The 16,568-nt window shown below is 73.4% G+C and carries 13 protein-coding genes; 3 read left to right on the top strand and 10 right to left on the bottom strand.

Features of this window, described 5'->3' with window-relative positions:
• The first annotated feature begins 131 nt into the window (after window positions 1-131).
• The gene (locus DS079_RS16150) at window positions 132-2,033 is read left to right on the top strand and encodes a DEAD/DEAH box helicase (protein WP_126988808.1); all 1,902 of its coding nucleotides are present in this window, start codon (window positions 132-134) and stop codon (window positions 2,031-2,033) included.
• Between the two features lie 194 nt (window positions 2,034-2,227).
• Here the strand turns inward: DS079_RS16150 and trxA are convergent, their stop codons facing one another.
• Together trxA and hisS are read right to left on the bottom strand one after the other, a co-directional pair.
• Window positions 2,228-2,596, bottom strand: a complete 369-nt coding sequence (trxA, locus tag DS079_RS16145; RefSeq protein ID WP_010552359.1) for a thioredoxin — start codon at window positions 2,594-2,596, stop codon at window positions 2,228-2,230.
• A gap of 85 nt (window positions 2,597-2,681) precedes the next feature.
• Complete coding sequence (gene hisS, locus DS079_RS16140; protein ID WP_126988807.1) at window positions 2,682-4,046, bottom strand: histidine--tRNA ligase; 1,365 nt, start codon at window positions 4,044-4,046, stop codon at window positions 2,682-2,684.
• Between the two features lie 233 nt (window positions 4,047-4,279).
• Here hisS and DS079_RS16135 point away from each other — a divergent pair, with 233 nt between their 5' ends.
• Both DS079_RS16135 and DS079_RS16130 read left to right on the top strand, forming a co-directional pair.
• Complete coding sequence (locus DS079_RS16135; protein ID WP_126988806.1) at window positions 4,280-6,091, top strand: DUF349 domain-containing protein; 1,812 nt, start codon at window positions 4,280-4,282, stop codon at window positions 6,089-6,091.
• 113 nt (window positions 6,092-6,204) lie between these two features.
• A complete protein-coding gene (locus DS079_RS16130; protein ID WP_126988805.1) occupies window positions 6,205-7,143 on the top strand; it encodes a hypothetical protein in 939 nt (312 codons plus the stop codon).
• Here DS079_RS16130 and DS079_RS16125 read toward each other — a convergent pair.
• From DS079_RS16125 to ruvC, 8 genes are all read right to left on the bottom strand, one after another.
• Window positions 7,130-9,547 (bottom strand): RelA/SpoT family protein, encoded by a 2,418-nt coding sequence (locus DS079_RS16125; RefSeq protein ID WP_126988804.1) that lies wholly within the window; start codon window positions 9,545-9,547, stop codon window positions 7,130-7,132. The two genes, DS079_RS16130 and DS079_RS16125, sit on opposite strands and share 14 nt — an antisense overlap.
• Window positions 9,548-9,639: 92 nt before the next feature.
• Window positions 9,640-10,227 carry an adenine phosphoribosyltransferase gene (locus tag DS079_RS16120; protein WP_126988803.1) on the bottom strand — a complete coding sequence of 196 codons (588 nt, stop codon included), beginning with the start codon at window positions 10,225-10,227 and terminating at the stop codon, window positions 9,640-9,642.
• A gap of 7 nt (window positions 10,228-10,234) precedes the next feature.
• Window positions 10,235-11,473 carry a protein translocase subunit SecF gene (secF, locus tag DS079_RS16115; RefSeq protein WP_126988802.1) on the bottom strand — a complete coding sequence of 413 codons (1,239 nt, stop codon included), beginning with the start codon at window positions 11,471-11,473 and terminating at the stop codon, window positions 10,235-10,237.
• Window positions 11,470-13,392: a protein translocase subunit SecD gene (gene secD, locus DS079_RS16110; RefSeq protein ID WP_126988801.1), complete on the bottom strand. Its 1,923-nt coding sequence runs from the start codon at window positions 13,390-13,392 to the stop codon at window positions 11,470-11,472. The genes secF and secD overlap by 4 nt, the downstream gene beginning before the upstream one ends.
• Before the next feature lie 105 nt (window positions 13,393-13,497).
• Entirely contained in the window at window positions 13,498-13,950 is a 453-nt protein-coding gene (gene yajC, locus DS079_RS16105; protein ID WP_126988800.1) for a preprotein translocase subunit YajC, read from the bottom strand.
• A 165-nt stretch (window positions 13,951-14,115) separates the two neighbouring features.
• Complete coding sequence (gene ruvB, locus DS079_RS16100) at window positions 14,116-15,120, bottom strand: Holliday junction branch migration DNA helicase RuvB (protein WP_126988813.1); 1,005 nt, start codon at window positions 15,118-15,120, stop codon at window positions 14,116-14,118.
• Between the two features lie 107 nt (window positions 15,121-15,227).
• Window positions 15,228-15,836, bottom strand: coding sequence for a Holliday junction branch migration protein RuvA (ruvA, locus tag DS079_RS16095; protein WP_126988799.1), 609 nt, complete (start codon window positions 15,834-15,836; stop codon window positions 15,228-15,230).
• Between the two features lie 26 nt (window positions 15,837-15,862).
• Entirely contained in the window at window positions 15,863-16,456 is a 594-nt protein-coding gene (ruvC, locus tag DS079_RS16090) for a crossover junction endodeoxyribonuclease RuvC (RefSeq protein ID WP_070500231.1), read from the bottom strand.
• Window positions 16,457-16,568: the final 112 nt, after the last annotated feature.

The following is a 16,568-nucleotide window of genomic DNA, read 5'->3' as shown; positions in this document are numbered from 1 at the left end:
AGGTCCTTCCGCCCGAGTCCGCCCGAGCATGCCGTGCCCCGCGCATGACGCTCGCAGCGCGGAATGTATGGGCAGCCACGCCCTGCGACCTGTTGGGGCCTGTTGAAACCCCTGACCGTCGTAAGGACGCCATGACCGAATCCCGCCCTGCCTCCGATGCCGTCGACCCCGCCGCCGGGTCCGACGTCCCTGCCGAGACCGTGACCGAGAGCACCGAGGGGGCGGGCGCGCGGAGCGGGATCGCCCCGTCGGCCGCCGAGGAGCCCCAGGCCCCGGCCGGGCCCAGCTTCGACGACATCGACCTGCCGGCGCCGCTGCGCCGCGCGGTCGACGAGCTCGGCTTCACCACCCCCTCGGCGATCCAGGCGCAGGCGATCCCCTCGCTGCTCGAGGGCCGCGACGTGATCGGCGTCGCCCAGACCGGCACCGGCAAGACGGCCGCCTTCGGCCTGCCGCTGCTGGCCGCCGTGGACCCGTCCGTCCGCGAGGTGCAGGCGCTGGTGCTCGCCCCGACCCGTGAGCTCGCGATGCAGGTCGCCGACGCGATCTCCTCCTTCGCCACCTCCATGGGCGGGCTCGACGTGGTCGCCCTGTACGGCGGCTCCCCCTACGGCCCGCAGGAGCGCGCGCTCTCCCGCGGCGCCCAGGTCGTCGTCGGCACCCCCGGCCGCGTGATGGACCACATGCGTCGCGCGAACCTCAAGCTGGACACGATCCGCTTCGCGGTCCTGGACGAGGCCGACGAGATGCTGCGCATGGGCTTCGCGGAGGACGTCGAGGAGATCCTCTCCCACTCCCCCGAGAGCCGTCAGGTCGCACTGTTCTCCGCCACGATGCCCGCCGCGATCCAGCGCGTGGCGCAGACCCACATGAAGGACCCGGTGCGCGTGAGCGTCACCCCGCAGTCCTCCACCGTCAAGAGCGTCACCCAGACCTACGCCGTGGTGCCCTTCAAGCACCGCACCGGCGCGCTCGCCCGCGTGCTGGCCACCTCGTCCGCCGAGGCGGCGATCGTCTTCGTGCGCACCCGCGCCGCCGCCGAGGAGGTGGGCTCCGCGCTGGTGGCCCGCGGCCTGATCGCGGCGTCGATCAGCGGCGACGTGCCGCAGAAGGAGCGCGAGAAGATCGTCGAGCGGCTCCGCGACGGCTCCCTGCAGGTGCTCGTCGCCACCGACGTCGCCGCCCGCGGCCTGGACGTCGAGCGGATCGGCCTGGTGGTGAACTTCGACGTGCCCAAGGAGGCGGAGTCGTACGTCCACCGCATCGGCCGCACCGGTCGCGCGGGCCGCACCGGCGAGGCGCTGACCTTCATCGGCCCGCACGAGCGCCGTGCGCTGAAGAACATCGAGCGCGCCACCAAGCAGACCCTCGCCGAGGCGGACATCCCCTCGCCCCGCGACGTCTCCAAGCATCGCCTCGCCGCACTGCTGACCCAGGTCCCCGAGCGGATCGAGCGCGGCCGTCTGGAGCTGTACCGCGAGCTGATCGGCGAGTTCGTCGCCGAGAACGAGATCGACCCGCTCGAGCTCGCCGCCGTGCTCGGCGCGATGACCGTGGGCGACGAGGGCCCCGGCGCGGCGACGGAGGACGAGGAGTTCACCGGCGCGCAGCTGCGCGGCGACGACCGCGAGCGCGGCGACCGCGGCCCGCGGGAGGCGACGCCGACGGAGCGCGGGTACACCTCCTACAAGGTCGGGGTCGGCCACTCCCACGGCGCGCGCCCGCCGGGCATCGTCGGCGCCATGACCGGCGAGGGCGGCCTGCACGGCAAGGACATCGGCAAGATCCAGATCTTCCCGCACTTCTCGCTGGTCCAGATCCGCGGCTCGCTCACCCCGGAGCAGATGGACCGCATCAGCCGGGCGAAGCTCGGCGGTCGCGAGCTGCGCATCGGCCCGGACCGCGGGCCGCGCGGGGGCAAGGGCCCGCGTCGTGACGCCGAGCGTCCCTTCCGCCGCGACGACCGTCCGCGCCGTGACGACCGCGGCGGCCGCCCCGAGGGCAGGCGCCGCCCCTTCCGCCGGGAGGGCTGAGCGCCGCTCCCGCCCCGGGGCCGGCCCCGCCTCGGTGGGGCTGCCCGGGGCGTGAGCTCGGCGGTGCACGGCTCCGCCGGGCATCTCGCGGCGCACCGCCTCCGCACAGACAGGACCCCGCCACCCTCCCGGGTGGCGGGGTCCTGTCGTCGTCGGGGTCGCGGGGCGCGACCGGGGTCGACCCTGCTGAGGGATCAGCCCTGCTTCTGCTGGGCCTCGGCGTAGGCCTTGCGGACCTCGTCCATGTCCAGGTTCTTCACCTGGCCGATGAGGTCCTCGAGCGCGGACTGCGGCAGGGCGCCGGCCTGGGAGAAGACCGGGATGCCCTCGCGGTAGGCGACGAGGGTCGGGATGGAGGTGACGCCGTAGCGCATGGCGAGGTCCTGCTGGTCCTCGGTGTCGACCTTCGCGAAGGTGACGTCCTCGTGCGTCTCCGAGGCCTCCTCGTAGATCGGGGAGAAGCGCTGGCACGGCACGCACCAGCCCGCCCAGAAGTCGATCAGGACGATGCCGTCCTCGACGGTCTTGTCGTGGTTCTCGGTGGTCAGAGTGAGCGTAGCCATGACCGCTGGAACGCCGCGGCCCCGGGGGTCATTCCCCCAGGGCCGCGATGTGAGCCAGCTCATCCGCCGGCGGTCGGACGGGCCGTCAGTCCGTCTGGTCCTCCTGGGCGGCGAGGACGCGCGGGCGCAGGTCCTCGGCGGGGGGCTGCCAGGTGGTGGCGTCGGCCGCGGCCTGGTCGCCGCTGCGGATGTCCTTGACCTCTCCGCCGGTGCCCTCCTCGCCGGGGAACCAGATGAAGGGGATGCCGCGGCGGTCGGCGTAGCGGATCTGCTTGCCGAACTTCGCGGCGCTCGGGGCCACCTCGCAGGAGATGCCGCGGGCGCGCAGCGCTCGGGCGGCCGCGTCGCTGCGGCCCCGGTGCTCCTCGTCGGCGACCGAGACGAGCACGCAGGTGGGGACCGCGCGGCTCGGGGCCGCCATCCCGGCCGAGACGAGGCGGGAGACCAGCCGCGAGAGGCCGATGGAGAGGCCGACGCCGGGATAGGTGTGGCGGTTGTCGGAGGCGAGGCGGTCATAGCGCCCGCCGGAGCAGATCGAGCCGAGCGACTCGTGCCCGGCGACGAAGCTCTCGAACACGGTGCCGGTGTAGTAGTCCAGGCCTCGGGCGATCGAGAGGTCCGCGACGATCATGCCGGGCACGGCCGCCTCGACCCGCTCGATGACGGCGGTGAGCTCGGCGATGCCCTCCTCGACCATCTCGCCGCTTCCGCCGAGGTCGCGGACCTGCTGGGCGAAGGAGGCGTCACGGGTGCGGATCGAGGCGAAGGCGAGCGCCTTCTGCGCCTGCTCCTCGCTCGCGCCGGCCTCGTCGTGCAGCAGGGCGGCCACGGCGTCGGCGCCGATCTTCGGGAGCTTGTCCAGGGCGCGCAGCACGGGGGTGTGGTCCTCGAAGCCGATCGCGCGGAAGAAGCCCTCGGAGAGGCGGCGGGTGTTGGCGTGGATGCTCACCTGCGGCAGCGGCAGGCGCGAGAGGATCTCCGCCATCACGATCGCGACCTCGGCCTCGACGTGGCCGGGCAGGGTGTCCTGGCCGATCACGTCGAGATCGGCCTGGTAGAACTCGCGGAACCGGCCGTCCTGGGGGCGTTCGCCGCGCCACACCTTCTGGATCTGGTAGCGCCGGAAGGGGAAGGCGAGGTCGTTCTGGTGCTCGAGCACGTAGCGCGCGAGCGGGACGGTGAGGTCGAAGTGCAGGCCGAGGGTGCGGGAGCGGTCGGCGCCGGTGTCCTCGTCGCCCTCCTCGGCGTGGAGGCGGCGCAGCACGTACACCTCCTTGTCGATCTCGCCCTTGCGCAGCAGCTGCTCGAGCGGCTCGACCGCGCGCGTCTCGATGCCGGAGAACCCGTGCAGCTCGGCGACCTCCCGGAACACGTCGATCACGTGCTGCTCGACGAGGCGCTCGGAGGGGAGCCACTCCGGGAATCCTGACAGGGCGGCGATCTTCGCCATGCGGTGCACTTCCTTCTGGTCGTCTGCGGTGCGCGCCCATTATCCCCTCTCGGGGCCGGGCGTGCCCGAGGTGCGGTCGCACGGCGCCGGACGAGGCGGAACGCCGGCGCGCTCCGCTGTAGAGTTCCGTGACGTGGTCGCCCCGGTCCGTCCGTGACGAGCACCCATCAGCCCGGCCGTCCTGGTGACGGCAGTGTCCCGCCCCGCAGCGGATCCCATCGAAGGAGCTCATCGTGAGCGAGTCCGAGACTTCCCTCCCCGCCGACCAGGCAGCCGCCCAGCCCGCCGACGCCGTCGTCGACGCCACGGCCGAGCAGACCTCCGCGGAGCCCTCCACCCCCGAGGCGCAGACCACGGCCGCCGAGCAGGCGACCGCGGAACTGTCGACCTCGGAGCAGGCGACCGCCGCCGAGAAGGCCGGTCCCGTCGCCGCCGCCGAGAACGGCGAGCCGGCCGCAGCGGCCGAGCACGGCGTCGAGGCCGAGCAGAGCACCACGACCGAGGAGAGCGCCTCGACCGGGGAGTCCTCCGCGGCCGACACGACCGCCTCGGAGGCCACGACCTCCTCGGACGACGCGACTCCCGCCGACGACGCGGCCCCCGCCGCGGGAGCGGGCGCCTCCACCGCGGCGACGCCGTCGACGCCTGCACCGACTCCCGTGCCGAAGCCCGCGCCGGGCGGTCCCCGCCCGCGCCCGGCCGCCCCCTCCCCCGCCGCGCTGGCGGGGAGGAAGCCGACGGCGGCGCTGCTGCCCGTCGCTCCCGCGGCCGCCGAGCACGACCCCGCCGAGATCGCCGCGGCGAAGGCCTTCGGCAGCGTGGCGGAGGACGGCACCGTCACCGTCCAGGACGGCACCCAGGTGCGCACGATCGGCACCACGACCGAGACCGACCACGACGCCGCGCTCGAGCCCTTCGCGAAGGGGTACCTGGACCTGGTCGCCTTCCTCGACCAGACCGCCTCCGCCCTCACCGCGCCCGAGCACACCCAGAACGAGCTCAACCGGCTCCTGGAGAACCTGCGCAAGAACATGAAGGAGCCGCAGGTCGTCGGCGACGTCCCGGCGCTGCGCGCACGCGCCTCCGAGCTGCGCGAGCAGGCCAAGGAGAAGATCCGGGCGCTCGAGGCGAAGCGGGCCGAGGGCCGGGAGGCCGCGACCCGTCGCCGCACCGAGTTCGTCGAGTCGATCGAGGCCCTGGTCGCCACCGACCCGGAGCAGATCTCCTGGAAGAACGCCGGCGAGACGATGCGTCAGATGGTCCCGACGTGGAAGCAGATGCAGTCCGAGGACATCGGTCTGGACCGCCCCACCGAGGAGGCGCTGTGGAAGCGGCTCTCGGCCGCCCGCGCCTCCTTCGACCGGATGCGCAAGCAGTTCTTCTCCCAGCTCGACGAGCGGCATGCCGAGGCCGCCGCGCAGAAGGAGGAGCTCATCGCCCGCGCCGAGGCGATGCAGGACTCCACCGACTGGGGTCCGACGGTCCGGGCGTACAAGGACCTCATGGACCAGTGGCGTCGTGCGCCGCGCGGCAGCCGCAAGAAGGACGACGCCCAGTGGAAGCGGTTCAAGGCCGCCCAGGACACGTTCTTCGCGGCGCGCAACGCGGACCTCCACGAGACCGAGGCCGAGCAGCGCAAGAACCTCGAGGTGAAGGAGGCGCTGCTGGTCGAGGCCGAGGCGCTCGACCCGGGCAAGGACCTCGACGCGGCGAAGTCCGCGCTGCGCTCGATCCAGGACCGCTGGGAGGAGGCGGGCAAGGTGCCTCGCGGCGACATGCGCCGGATCGACGACCGCCTGCGGGCCGTCGAGCGTTCCGTGAAGGACGCCGAGCAGGCCGAGTGGCGCCGCACCGATCCGCGCACCAAGGCGCGCGTCGAGGGTGCGTCCTCGCAGCTGCACTCCGCGATCGCCTCCTACGAGGAGGCGCTGGAGAAGGCCCGCGCCGGCGGCGACCCGAAGAAAATCGCGGAGGCCGAGGCGGCGCTCGAGGCCCGCAAGGAGTGGCTCGCCGTGATCGAGCGCTCCGCCCGCGACCTGGGCTGAGGCGCCCGCGCGCCGGCCGCCGGCGCCGCGCACCTCTCCTCCCCACTGCCCCGCTCGTCCACAGGGACGGGCGGGGCGTTGCCGTGCGGACCGGTGGGGGCCAGGGTCGATGCATGGAGACCCTCGCCGCTGCCGCGCCCGCCCTCACCGCGCCCGTTCTCACCGCACCCGCCCTCGGAGTGCCCGTCGACGCCGCGCTCCGCGACGCCGTGGCGGACCCCGTGCTGCGCGAGCTCCTCGCCGACGAGCCCGCACAGGACGCTCCCCCGCCCTGCGACCGCCCGCCCCCATCTGTGAGGCTACGCCCGATCGGGCTGTGCGCGGCCTGGTCGCATCACGCGGCGGACCTCGCCCTCCCCCTCGGCGCCGAGCTGCAGCGCTGGGAGGAGACCCCCACCACCGCCGCGATGGTCGCCCGCGGGGAGATCGTCCGACTGCTGCCCGGGGTGTTCCTGCCCCCGGATCTCCTCGGGACCTCGGTGCGCCGGGCCCTGGCGCTCGGCTGCGCCCTCGGGGAGCACCTGCAGTCCCATCACGTGATCGCCGGGAGGAGCGCCGCCTGGGTGCATCTGGGCGGTCGGCCGCCGGCATCGCTCGAGCTGCTCTCCCCGGCGCACCGAGGGATCCTCGCCGGCGTGGTCCAGCGCCATGCCCGGCTCGGCCCGGGCGACATCGACACCGTCGGCGGCGCGCCCGTGACCACGCCCCGCCGCACCGCCTCGGACCTGCTGCGCTTCAGCCCCGAGGCGATCGCCCGCCCGCTGCTGAGGCGGCTCGAACGGGCGGGTCTGGTGGAGCACGAGGAGCTGCGCGCGCATCTGCACCGGCTGCACCGGCATCCCGGCGTGCAGGAGGCCCGGGAGCGGCTGGACCGGGCGCTCACACCGCTCGCGGCGCGGTCGGACACGGCACAGCAGGACGGGACCGGACGGTGCGGGCCGCGACGGGCCCCGGAGCAGCCGCCCACGGTGCGGCCGCTCGCGGGGGTGCGCCTCGAGGGTCCGCTGATCACAGCACGGTCGGAGCGGACCGGGCCTCTCAGCTCGCCGTGAGCGGTGCGCCGAGGCCGACGGGCCGGCCGTCGGCCGTGACGCGGTAGACGTCATAGACGCCCTCGACGCGCCTGACCTGGGCGAGCACGGACTGGAGGTGCGCGGGATCGGCCAGCTCGAAGGAGAAGAAGGTCGTCGCGAGCCGGTCGGTGTTCGACTGCGCCGAGGCGGACTGCAGATTGACCTGCTGCTCCGAGATCACCAGCGCCAGATCGGTGAGGAGTCGGGGACGGTCCAGCGCCTCGACCTTGATGTGCACGAGATAGGCGGTGGAGTGCCGCCCGGACCAGCTCGCCTCGACCATGCGATCGGGCTGCTGCTGCTGGAGCTGGGTCGCATTGGTGCAGCTGGTGTGGTGCACGGAGATCCCCGAGCCGCGGGTGATGAAGCCGACGATCGGATCGCCCGGCACCGGAGCGCAGCACTTGGCGAGCTTGACCCAGAGGTCGGCGTGGCCGCCCACGATCACGCCCTGGTCCGTCTCCGCCGTGTGCCGTTCGGCGCGACTGCCCCGAGGGCGGACCTTCGAGGGCAGGGTGATCTCGGCGAGGTCCTCCTCCGCCCCGTCGGCGCCGCCGAAGGAGGCGCGAAGCTTCTCGACCACGTGCTGGGCGCCGGTGTGACCCTCGCCGATCGAGGTGTACAGCGCATCGATCGAGCCGAGGTTGAGCTCCGAGGCGATCGTGGCGAGCGTGTCGTGGGTGAGCAGGCGGCGCATGGGCAGGTCCTGCCGGCGCAGCGCCTTGGCGAGCTCCTCCTTGCCCCGCTCCAGCGCCTCCTCGCGACGCTCCTTCGAGAACCACTGGCGGATCTTGTTGCGCGCCCGCGGGGACTTCACGAAGCCGAGCCAGTCCCGGCTGGGGCCGGCGTCGGCGGACTTCGAGGTGAAGACCTCCACGACGTCGCCGGTGGCGAGCGCGGACTCCAGGGAGACCAGGCGCCCGTTCACCCGGGCCCCGATGGTGCGGTGCCCCACCTCGGTGTGGACCGAGTAGGCGAAGTCGACCGGGGTCGAGCCCTGCGGCAGGGCGAGCACGTCCCCCTTCGGCGTGAAGACGTACACCTCCTGCGTGTTGATCTCGAACCGCAGCGAGTCCAGGAACTCGCCGGAGTCGGTGGTCTCCTTCTGCCAGTCCATCAGCTGGCGCAGCCAGGCGGCGTCGTTCGTGATCGCCGCGGACTCGCCGCCGCCCTGGCCGCCCGCCATCGCCTTGTACTTCCAGTGCGCGGCGACGCCGTACTCGGCCCGACGGTGCATCTCGCGGGTGCGGATCTGGACCTCGACCGGCTTGCCGGTCGGGCCGATCACGGTGGTGTGCAGCGACTGGTACAGGTTGAACTTCGGCAGCGCGATGTAGTCCTTGAAGCGGCCCTGCACCGGCGACCAGCGCGCGTGGAGCGTGCCGAGCACGCCGTAGCAGTCGCGGACCGTGTCCACGAGCACCCTCACGCCGACCAGGTCGTAGATGTCGGAGAAGTCGCGGCCCCGCACGATCATCTTCTGGTAGATCGAGTAGTAGTGCTTGGGCCGGCCGGTGACCTCGGCCTTGATCCGCGCCTTCTTGAGATCCTCCTGGATCTGGGAGGAGACGGTGGAGAGGTACTGCTCGCGCGCCGGGGCGTGCTGGGCGACCAGCGAGACGATCTCCTCGTACACCTTGGGGTAGAGGACCTGGAAGGAGCGGTCCTCCAACTCCCACTTCATCGTGTTCAGCCCCAGGCGGTGCGCGAGCGGGGCGTAGATCTCGAGGGTCTCCTTCGCCTTGCGCTCCGCCGAGGCGGCCGGCACGTACTTCCAGGTGCGGGCGTTGTGGAGGCGGTCGGCGAGCTTGATCAGCAGCACGCGCACGTCGCGGCTCATCGCCACGATCATCTTGCGCACGGTCTCGGCCTGCGCGGCCTCGCCGTAGGTGACCTTGTCCAGCTTCGTCACGCCGTCGACCATGACGGCGATGACCTCGCCGAACTCGGCGCGCAGCTGGTCCAGGGAGTAGTCGGTGTCCTCGACCGTGTCGTGCAGGAGCGCGGCGGCGACGACATCGGCCGGCGAGCCGAGCTCGGCGAGGATCGTGGCGACCGAGACCGGGTGGGTGATGTACGGGTCGCCGCTGCGGCGGGTCTGGCCGCGGTGGGCGCGCTCGGCGACGGTGTACGCCTGGCGCACAAGCTCCTGGTTCTCCTTCGGGCTCACCGCCGTCATCGTCTCCAGCAGCGGTGCGAGCAGCGGATCCACCGGGGAGGAGCGCGGGGCGAAGAAGGACAGGCGCGAGCGGGAGCGTCGTGGCGCGGTCGAGGGGGTGCGCGGCGAATCGGGCTGTGCGGGCGGTGCGGCGGGAGGGCGCGCGGCCTGGTCGGCCGGGCCTGCCTCGGCCCCGGCCTGCTCGGATGCGGTCCGCTCCTGCATGCACACCTCCCTGCCTGGAAGGCCACAGTCTACGCGCGGGCGACAGTGGTGCGCGCCGCGTCCGCCGGCGGCGGACGGCGACGTCCCGGGGATCAGTCGGGGATGGACCAGACAGTGGTCAGCGGAACGTCCGGCAGCAGGTCGCGGCCGCCGAGGCCCTCGAGCTCGATGAGGAAGGAGGCGCCGAGCAGCTCGACGTCGAAGCGTCGGGTGAGCTCGACCGTCGCCGCGGCGGTCCCGCCGGTGGCGAGCAGGTCGTCGAGCACGAGGGTCCGCGCGCCGGCCGGGAGCGAGTTCTCGGGGATCTGGATCTCGGCGCTGCCGTACTCGAGCTCGTACTTCAACCCGGCCGGGCGGCCGGGGAGCTTGCCCGCCTTGCGCACCGGGATGAACCCGGCGCCGAGCTCGTAGGCGAGCGGTGCGCCGAGCACGAAGCCGCGGGCCTCGGTGCCGACGATGTACTCGATGCCCTCGGGCAGCAACGTGGTCCAGTAGCGGATGATGCGGCGCAGCGCGTTCGCGTCGCGCAGCAGCGGGGTGATGTCGCGGAAGAGCACGCCCGGGGTCGGGAAGTCCGGGTACTCGGCGATGTGCGTGCTGCGCAGCGTCTCGATCTCGGCGGCGGTGGGGATCTCTTCCGTGGTGCGGAGCGGGGCAGGGGCGGTCTGCGGGTCGTTCATCGGTTCCTCACCTGCCGGAGCGTCGGCGTCGGGTGGTCCTGCGCGGCTGCTGCCGGGCGGAGCGGGGTGCGGCGGCGCGGCCGACGGTGCCGTCGTCCTCGTCGGCGGGGTCGGCCTCCGGGGTGCGCCCCTCACCCTCGTCCGCCGCGTCGGCGTCGGCAGGGTCGGCGGCATCGGGGTCGACGGCGTCGAGGTCGGCGCCGTCGGCGCGGGTCGCGGCGTCCTCTCCGCGGGGGCTCCCGGGAGAGTCCTCGGACGTCGAGCCGGTCTCCCCGCGGCGCGCCCGCTCGAGGGCGAGGGTGTGGCGAGCGATCGTGTCCTCGCGCCGGCGGAGGTCCACGAGCAGCCCCGGGGCGAGGAAGATCGAGGAGTAGGTGCCGGCGATGATCCCGATGAACAGGGCGAGGGAGATGTCCTTGAGGGTGCCGGCGCCGAGCAGGAACGCGCCGATGGCGAGGATCGAGCCGATCGGCAGCAGCGCGACGACGGAGGTGTTGATCGACCGCACCAGGGTCTGGTTCGCGGCGAGCTCGACGAGCTCGGCGAAGGTGCGTCGGCGCTGGCCCGTGAGGTCCACGGTGTTCTCCCGCACCTTGTCGAACACGACGATGGTGTCGTAGAGCGAGTAGCCCATGACGGTGAGGAATCCGATGACCGTGCCGGGGGTGATCTCGAACCCGACCACGCCGTACACCGCAGCGGAGAGCAGCATGTCGTGGCCCAGCGCGATCATCGCGGCGAGGGACGCCTTGAGGTCGCGGAAGTAGAGCGCCATCATCGCGGCGACCAGGACCAGGAAGACCACGACGCCGCGGGCCATCTTCTGGGTGACGTCACCGCTCCACACCGGGCCGATGTAGGAGGTCGAGACCGCGTCGGCGGGCACCTCGTAGGCCGCCGCGAGCTCTCCGGCGAGCTCGGCCGTCTGGGTCGAGTCGAGCTGCTCGGTCTGCACGCGCAGGGTGTCGCCGCCGAGCTGGGTGACCTTCGGCTCGTTGTCCGGCAGGTGCTCGCGCACGACCTCACGGGCGGAGGACTGCTCGGTGTCGGCGACCCCGGCGATCTGGAACTCGGAGCCGCCGGTGAACTCGATGCCGAGGTTGGGCCCGCGCACGACCGCGAGGGCACCCAGCAGCACCACGACGACGACGCTGATCAGGTACCAGGTGCGTCGGCGGGAGACGATCGGCAGGATCCGCCTGCCGGCGTGGAGGTCGTTGCCGAAGGTGGCGAAGGTGGTGCTCATCGGCCCTGCTCCTCGGTCTCGTCGGTGTCCTCGTCGGCAGGGGCGCCGACGTCGGCCGCACCGTCGCCGGAGCTGTCGTCGTCGGCGGTGCCGTCCGCGGGGACCCCGTCACGGGCCTCCTGCGCCTCACGCGCCTCCCGGGCCTCACGGGCGCGGCGCACCGCGATCGGCTCGCGCTCGGCCGCCTCCTCCTCCGCGCGGGCGCTGCGGCGACCGCCGCGGCCGCGCTCCTCGCCGAGGCGGACGCGTCCGCGCCCGGCGTAGGCGGGGACGTCGCGGTCCAGGCGCGCCGGGTCCAGGCCGCTCCACGGATGGCCCTTCCCGAAGAATCGCGTGCGCACGAGCGCCTGCAGCACCGGATGCGTGAACAGGAAGACGACCAGGAGGTCCAGCAGAGTGGTCAGCCCCAGCACGAAGGCGAAGCCGCGCACGCCGCCGGTGGAGAGCAGGTAGAGCACCACAGCCGCGATGATGTTGACCGTGTCGGAGGCGAGGATGGTGCGCTTGGCGCGGACCCAGCCGTGGTCCACGGCCGCGGCGATGCCGCGGCCCTCGCGGATCTCGTCGCGCACGCGCTCGAAGTAGACGATGAACGAGTCCGCCGTGAAGGCGACCGCGACGATCAGACCGACCACGCCCGCGAGGGAGAGTCGGTAGCCGATCTCGGGGATGTTCGAGAGCACCGTGAGGGTGGCGTAGGTGAGCACGCCCATGATGAGCAGGCTCGAGGTGGTCACGATCGCGAGCAGGCGGTACTGCGCGAAGGCGTAGGCGACCACGAGCGCGAGCCCGATCAGGCCCGCGATCAGGCCCATCTGCAGCTGGTCCGCCCCGAGGGTGGCGGAGATCTGCTGCTCGGAGGCGACCTCGAACTCGAGCGGCAGCGCGCCGAAGCGCAGCTGGTCCGAGAGCTGGGTCGCCTGCTCCTGGGAGAAGTTGCCGGAGATCGACGCCTCGCCGCCCGGGGAGGGCTCCTGCACCTCGGGAGCGGAGATGACCATCCCGTCCAGCACGATGCCGAAGGCGGCGGTGGCGCCCTCGCCGTTGTACAGGGCGCCGGTCATGGTCGAGAAGGACTCCGCGGCGGTCTCGTCGAAGGACATGTTCACGACGTAGTAGCCGGTCGGCTGGCCGGTCGGGGTGACGTCCGAGGCGACGGAGGAGTCCTCGATCGAGGAGCCCGCGATGACCTCGGGGCCCAGCAGGTACTTCGCGCTCCCGTCCGGGGCGCAGGCGACCATCGGCTCGTCGGGGGCGGTCTCCGTGGCGCGCTCCTGCTGCGCGGCCGGGTCGACGCAGTCCGCGCTCATCAGCTCGGTCTGGACCTCGGGGGTCATCCAGTCCATGCTCCAGGCCGGGTAGGGCAGGTCGCCCTCGCCGGTCCCGGTCGCGGGAGCCATCGAGGAGTCGTCGCTGAGCAGGCCGGAGAAGAGCTGCTGGGAGGGATCGGCGGGGGCCTCGGAGGTCTCCCCCGCGGACTCGTCGCCCCCGGCGTCGGAGGCGCCGCCGCCGTCGGAGGGGAGCGCCTCGCCGCTGCCCTCGGGCGCGACCACGCCGAGCACGGGGCGGAAGGACATCGCGGCGGTCTGGCGGATCGCGGCGGAGGTCTGCTGATCCATCTGCCCGGGCACGTCGATGACGATGTTCGTGCCGCCCTGGACGGTGATCTCGGTCTCCGCCACGCCCATCGCGTTGATGCGCTGGCTCATGATCTGCCGCGCCTGCTCCATGGCGGTCTCGTCGATCGCGGAGCCGTCGCGCGACTGCGCCTGGAGGATGACCTGGGTGCCTCCCTCGAGGTCGAGGGCGAGCTTGGGGGCGGGCTGCCAGCCACCCTTCCAGACCCCGGCGCCGATCCCGCCGCCGAGCAGCAGGATCAGCACCGCAAGGGTCGCCAGGGCGATGCGGCGTGCAGGCATGGTGGGGATTCCTCAGGACGACGGGCCAGGGAGCGGAGGGCGGGGCGAGGAGGCCCCGCGGGTCGTACGGCGTCGTGCGCGGTCGGGCGCGCGGCGCGGGTCGGGTCAGCGACCGCGCGCGGAGCCGTCCTCGCGGGGGTCCTCGTCGGCGACGGTGACGCCGGGGACCTGGCCGGTGGCGGAGGCGTCCTGCGCCCCCCGGGGGTCGGCGCCCTCAGGGGCGACACCCTCGACGGTCTCACCCTCGACGGTCTCGCCCTCGACGGTCTCGCCCTCGAGGGTCTCGCCCTGCTCGTCCTCGACCGGGTCCACGGCCATCGCGATCGCCATGCGGGCCCACTTGGTCTGCGTGCCGTCCTCCGACTCGAGCACCACCACGTCGTCGTACTCCTCGACGATGAGGCCGTAGAAGCCGGAGTGCGTGCGCACCTCGTCGCCCACGCCGAGCTTCTTGACGAGCTCCTGCTGCCTGGCCTGCGCCTTGCGCTGACTGCGGGAGAGCAGGAACAGGGGCAGCATCATCACGAGGATGATGAGCAGGATGGGAAGGAACTCCACGGTTTTCCTCTCGACGGACAGCCCCTCGGGTCCATGCTGCTGCACGGGCGAGGTCCTGCCGCGGGCGACTGACCGCCCCACTGTACCCGTCGGTCCGCCGCGGTCCTCCCAGCCGGCGCCCGGGGGCGCCGAGCTCCGCACGAGGCGGCCGGCCGGCGCCCGGCCTCAGAAGCGGCCGAGCATGGGCGGGGTGCCCTCCGCCCCTGCGGGCGGCTCGAGGCCGAGGTGCTCCCAGGCGGCGGGGGCGGCCGCCCGGCCGCGCGGGGTCCGCAGCAGGAAGCCCTCGCGCACGAGATACGGCTCGATCATCGTCTCGACCGTCTCGGTCTCCTCCCCCACCGCGACGGCGAGGGTCGACAGGCCCACGGGCCCGCCGGCGAAACGACCGCACAGGGCGCTGAGCACCGCGCGGTCCAGTCGGTCCAGGCCCCGGTCGTCGACCTCGTAGACCCGCAGCGCCTCCTTCGCGGCGCCGAGGTCGAGGGCGCCGCTGCCGCGCACCTGGGCCCAGTCGCGCACGCGGCGCAGGAGACGGTTGGCGATGCGGGGCGTGCCGCGGGAGCGGGAGGCGATCTCGATCGCGGCACGGTCCTCGAGCTCGACCTCGAGCCGCACGGCGGAGCGGCGCACCACCTCGCGCAGCTCCTCGGCGCCGTAGAAGTCGAGGTGGCCGATGAACCCGAAGCGGTCGCGCAGCGGCGCCGGGAGGAGACCGGCGCGGGTGGTGGCGCCGACGACGGTGAAGGGCGGCAGGTCCAGCGGGATCGACGTCGCCCCGACGCCCTTGCCGACCACCACGTCGACGCGGAAGTCCTCCATGGCGATGTACAGCATCTCCTCGGCGGGCCGCGCGAGGCGGTGGATCTCGTCGATGAAGAGCACCTCCCCCTCGTCGAGGGAGGAGAGGATCGCGGCGAGATCGCCGGCGTGCTGGATCGCAGGTCCCGAGGTGATGCGCAGCGGGGCGGAGAGCTCGGCGGCGATGATCATGGCGAGGGTCGTCTTGCCCAGTCCCGGCGGTCCCGAGAGCAGCATGTGCTCGGGGGCGCGGCCACGTGCAGCGGCGGCGTCGAGCACGAGCGAGAGCTGGTCGCGCACCACCTGCTGGCCCACGAACTCCTCCAGCCGACGCGGGCGCAGCGCGGCCTCCGCGGTGCGCTCGGGCGGCATCGACTCGGGGCTCGTCACGGTGTGCGGCGCGTCCTCGGTCGCCTCCCACGAGCCGTCGTCGAAGGACCCGCCGGCCGGCTCCTCCTCGCGGCCCGCCGCCCGCGCGCTCATCGATGTCCTCCGAGACCGCGCAGAGCCGTGCGCAGGAGCGCGGCGGCGTCGAGCTGCTCCCCGCCCTCCTCGCGCGCGGCCTCGACGGCGCTGCGCGCCGCCTTCTCCGCCCAGCCGAGCCCGATGAGGGCCTCGACCACGTCGGCGTCGGGGCCGCCGGGCGCCGCGCCCGGGACCGACGGCGCCTCCGTCGAGGCCTCGCTCGGCGCGGGCAGCTTCCCGCCGAGCTCGAGGAGCATCCGGCCGGCGACCTTCGGGCCGATGCCCGGGGTGCGGGTGATGGTCTTCACATCCTGCTCGGCGACGGCGCGGCGCAGCTCCTCCGGGTCGAGCACGGCGAGCACGGCCAGCGCCGTGCGCGGGCCGATCCCGGTGACGGACTGCACGATGCGGAAGGTCTCGGCCTCCTCCGCCTGGGGGAAGCCGTAGAGGGTCAGGGAGTCCTCGCGGACGACGAGCTCGGTGTGCAGGGTGAGCTCGGCCCCGTGACGGGTCGCGGCGAGGGCCTGCGGCGTGGTGCGCACGAGGTAGCCGATGCCGGCCACCTCGAGCACGAGGGCGTCGAGGTCGAGGCGGACGACCCGCCCGGTCAGGGATGCGATCACGCCACCAGCCTAGAACACCTGTTCGATCACTGTCGGGAGGTCGAGCGTTCCCGGGCGCGTCGGGCCCGTCGCTCCGCCTCGGCCCATACGGCCTGCGCGCTCGTGCGGGCGCCGCCGGTGCGGTCCAGCGCCACGGGGCCGCCGCCCCGCCACAGCTGGGTCAGCGCGATCGCGACGGCATCGGAGGCGTCCGCGGGCTGGGGTGCCGCGTCCAGGCCCAGCACCTTCACCAGCACCGACTGGATCTGCTTCTTGTCCGCCCGCCCACTGCCGGTCACGGCGGCCTTGACCTCCGAGGGGGTGTGCAGCGCGACGGGGATGCCGCGCTCCGCCGCCTCGAGCAGCGCGATGCCGGAGACCTGCGCGGTGCCCATCACGGTGGAGATGTTGGACTGGCTGAACACCCGCTCCACGCCGACGGCGTCGGGGGCGAACTCCTCGAGCACGGCGCGCAGCCCGCGGGCGATGCCGAGCAGGCGCTGCTCGAGCGGCTCCTCGGAGTCCGAGCGGATCACGCCCGCGTGGACGAGACGAGCGCGTCGTCCGCCGATCGCGTCGACGATGCCGATCCCGCAGCGGGTCAGCCCGGGGTCGACCCCCAGCACGCGCAGGGTCGTCATCTGCGCTCCTCCCCTCCCGGCATCGCCGTCGGCGGTGTCAACGGGCCTCTCCCCGGTCCGGGTGGTGCGGCCCGTGTCAGGAGGGACGGCGCGGCCCCGACGTGGGCCGCGC

The organism is Brachybacterium paraconglomeratum, assembly GCF_003994255.1.
GTDB classification, from domain to species: Bacteria; Actinomycetota; Actinomycetes; order Actinomycetales; family Dermabacteraceae; genus Brachybacterium; species Brachybacterium conglomeratum.
The sequence above is the reverse complement of the archived record's forward strand: the minus strand, read 5'-3'. Positions and strand labels throughout refer to the sequence as shown.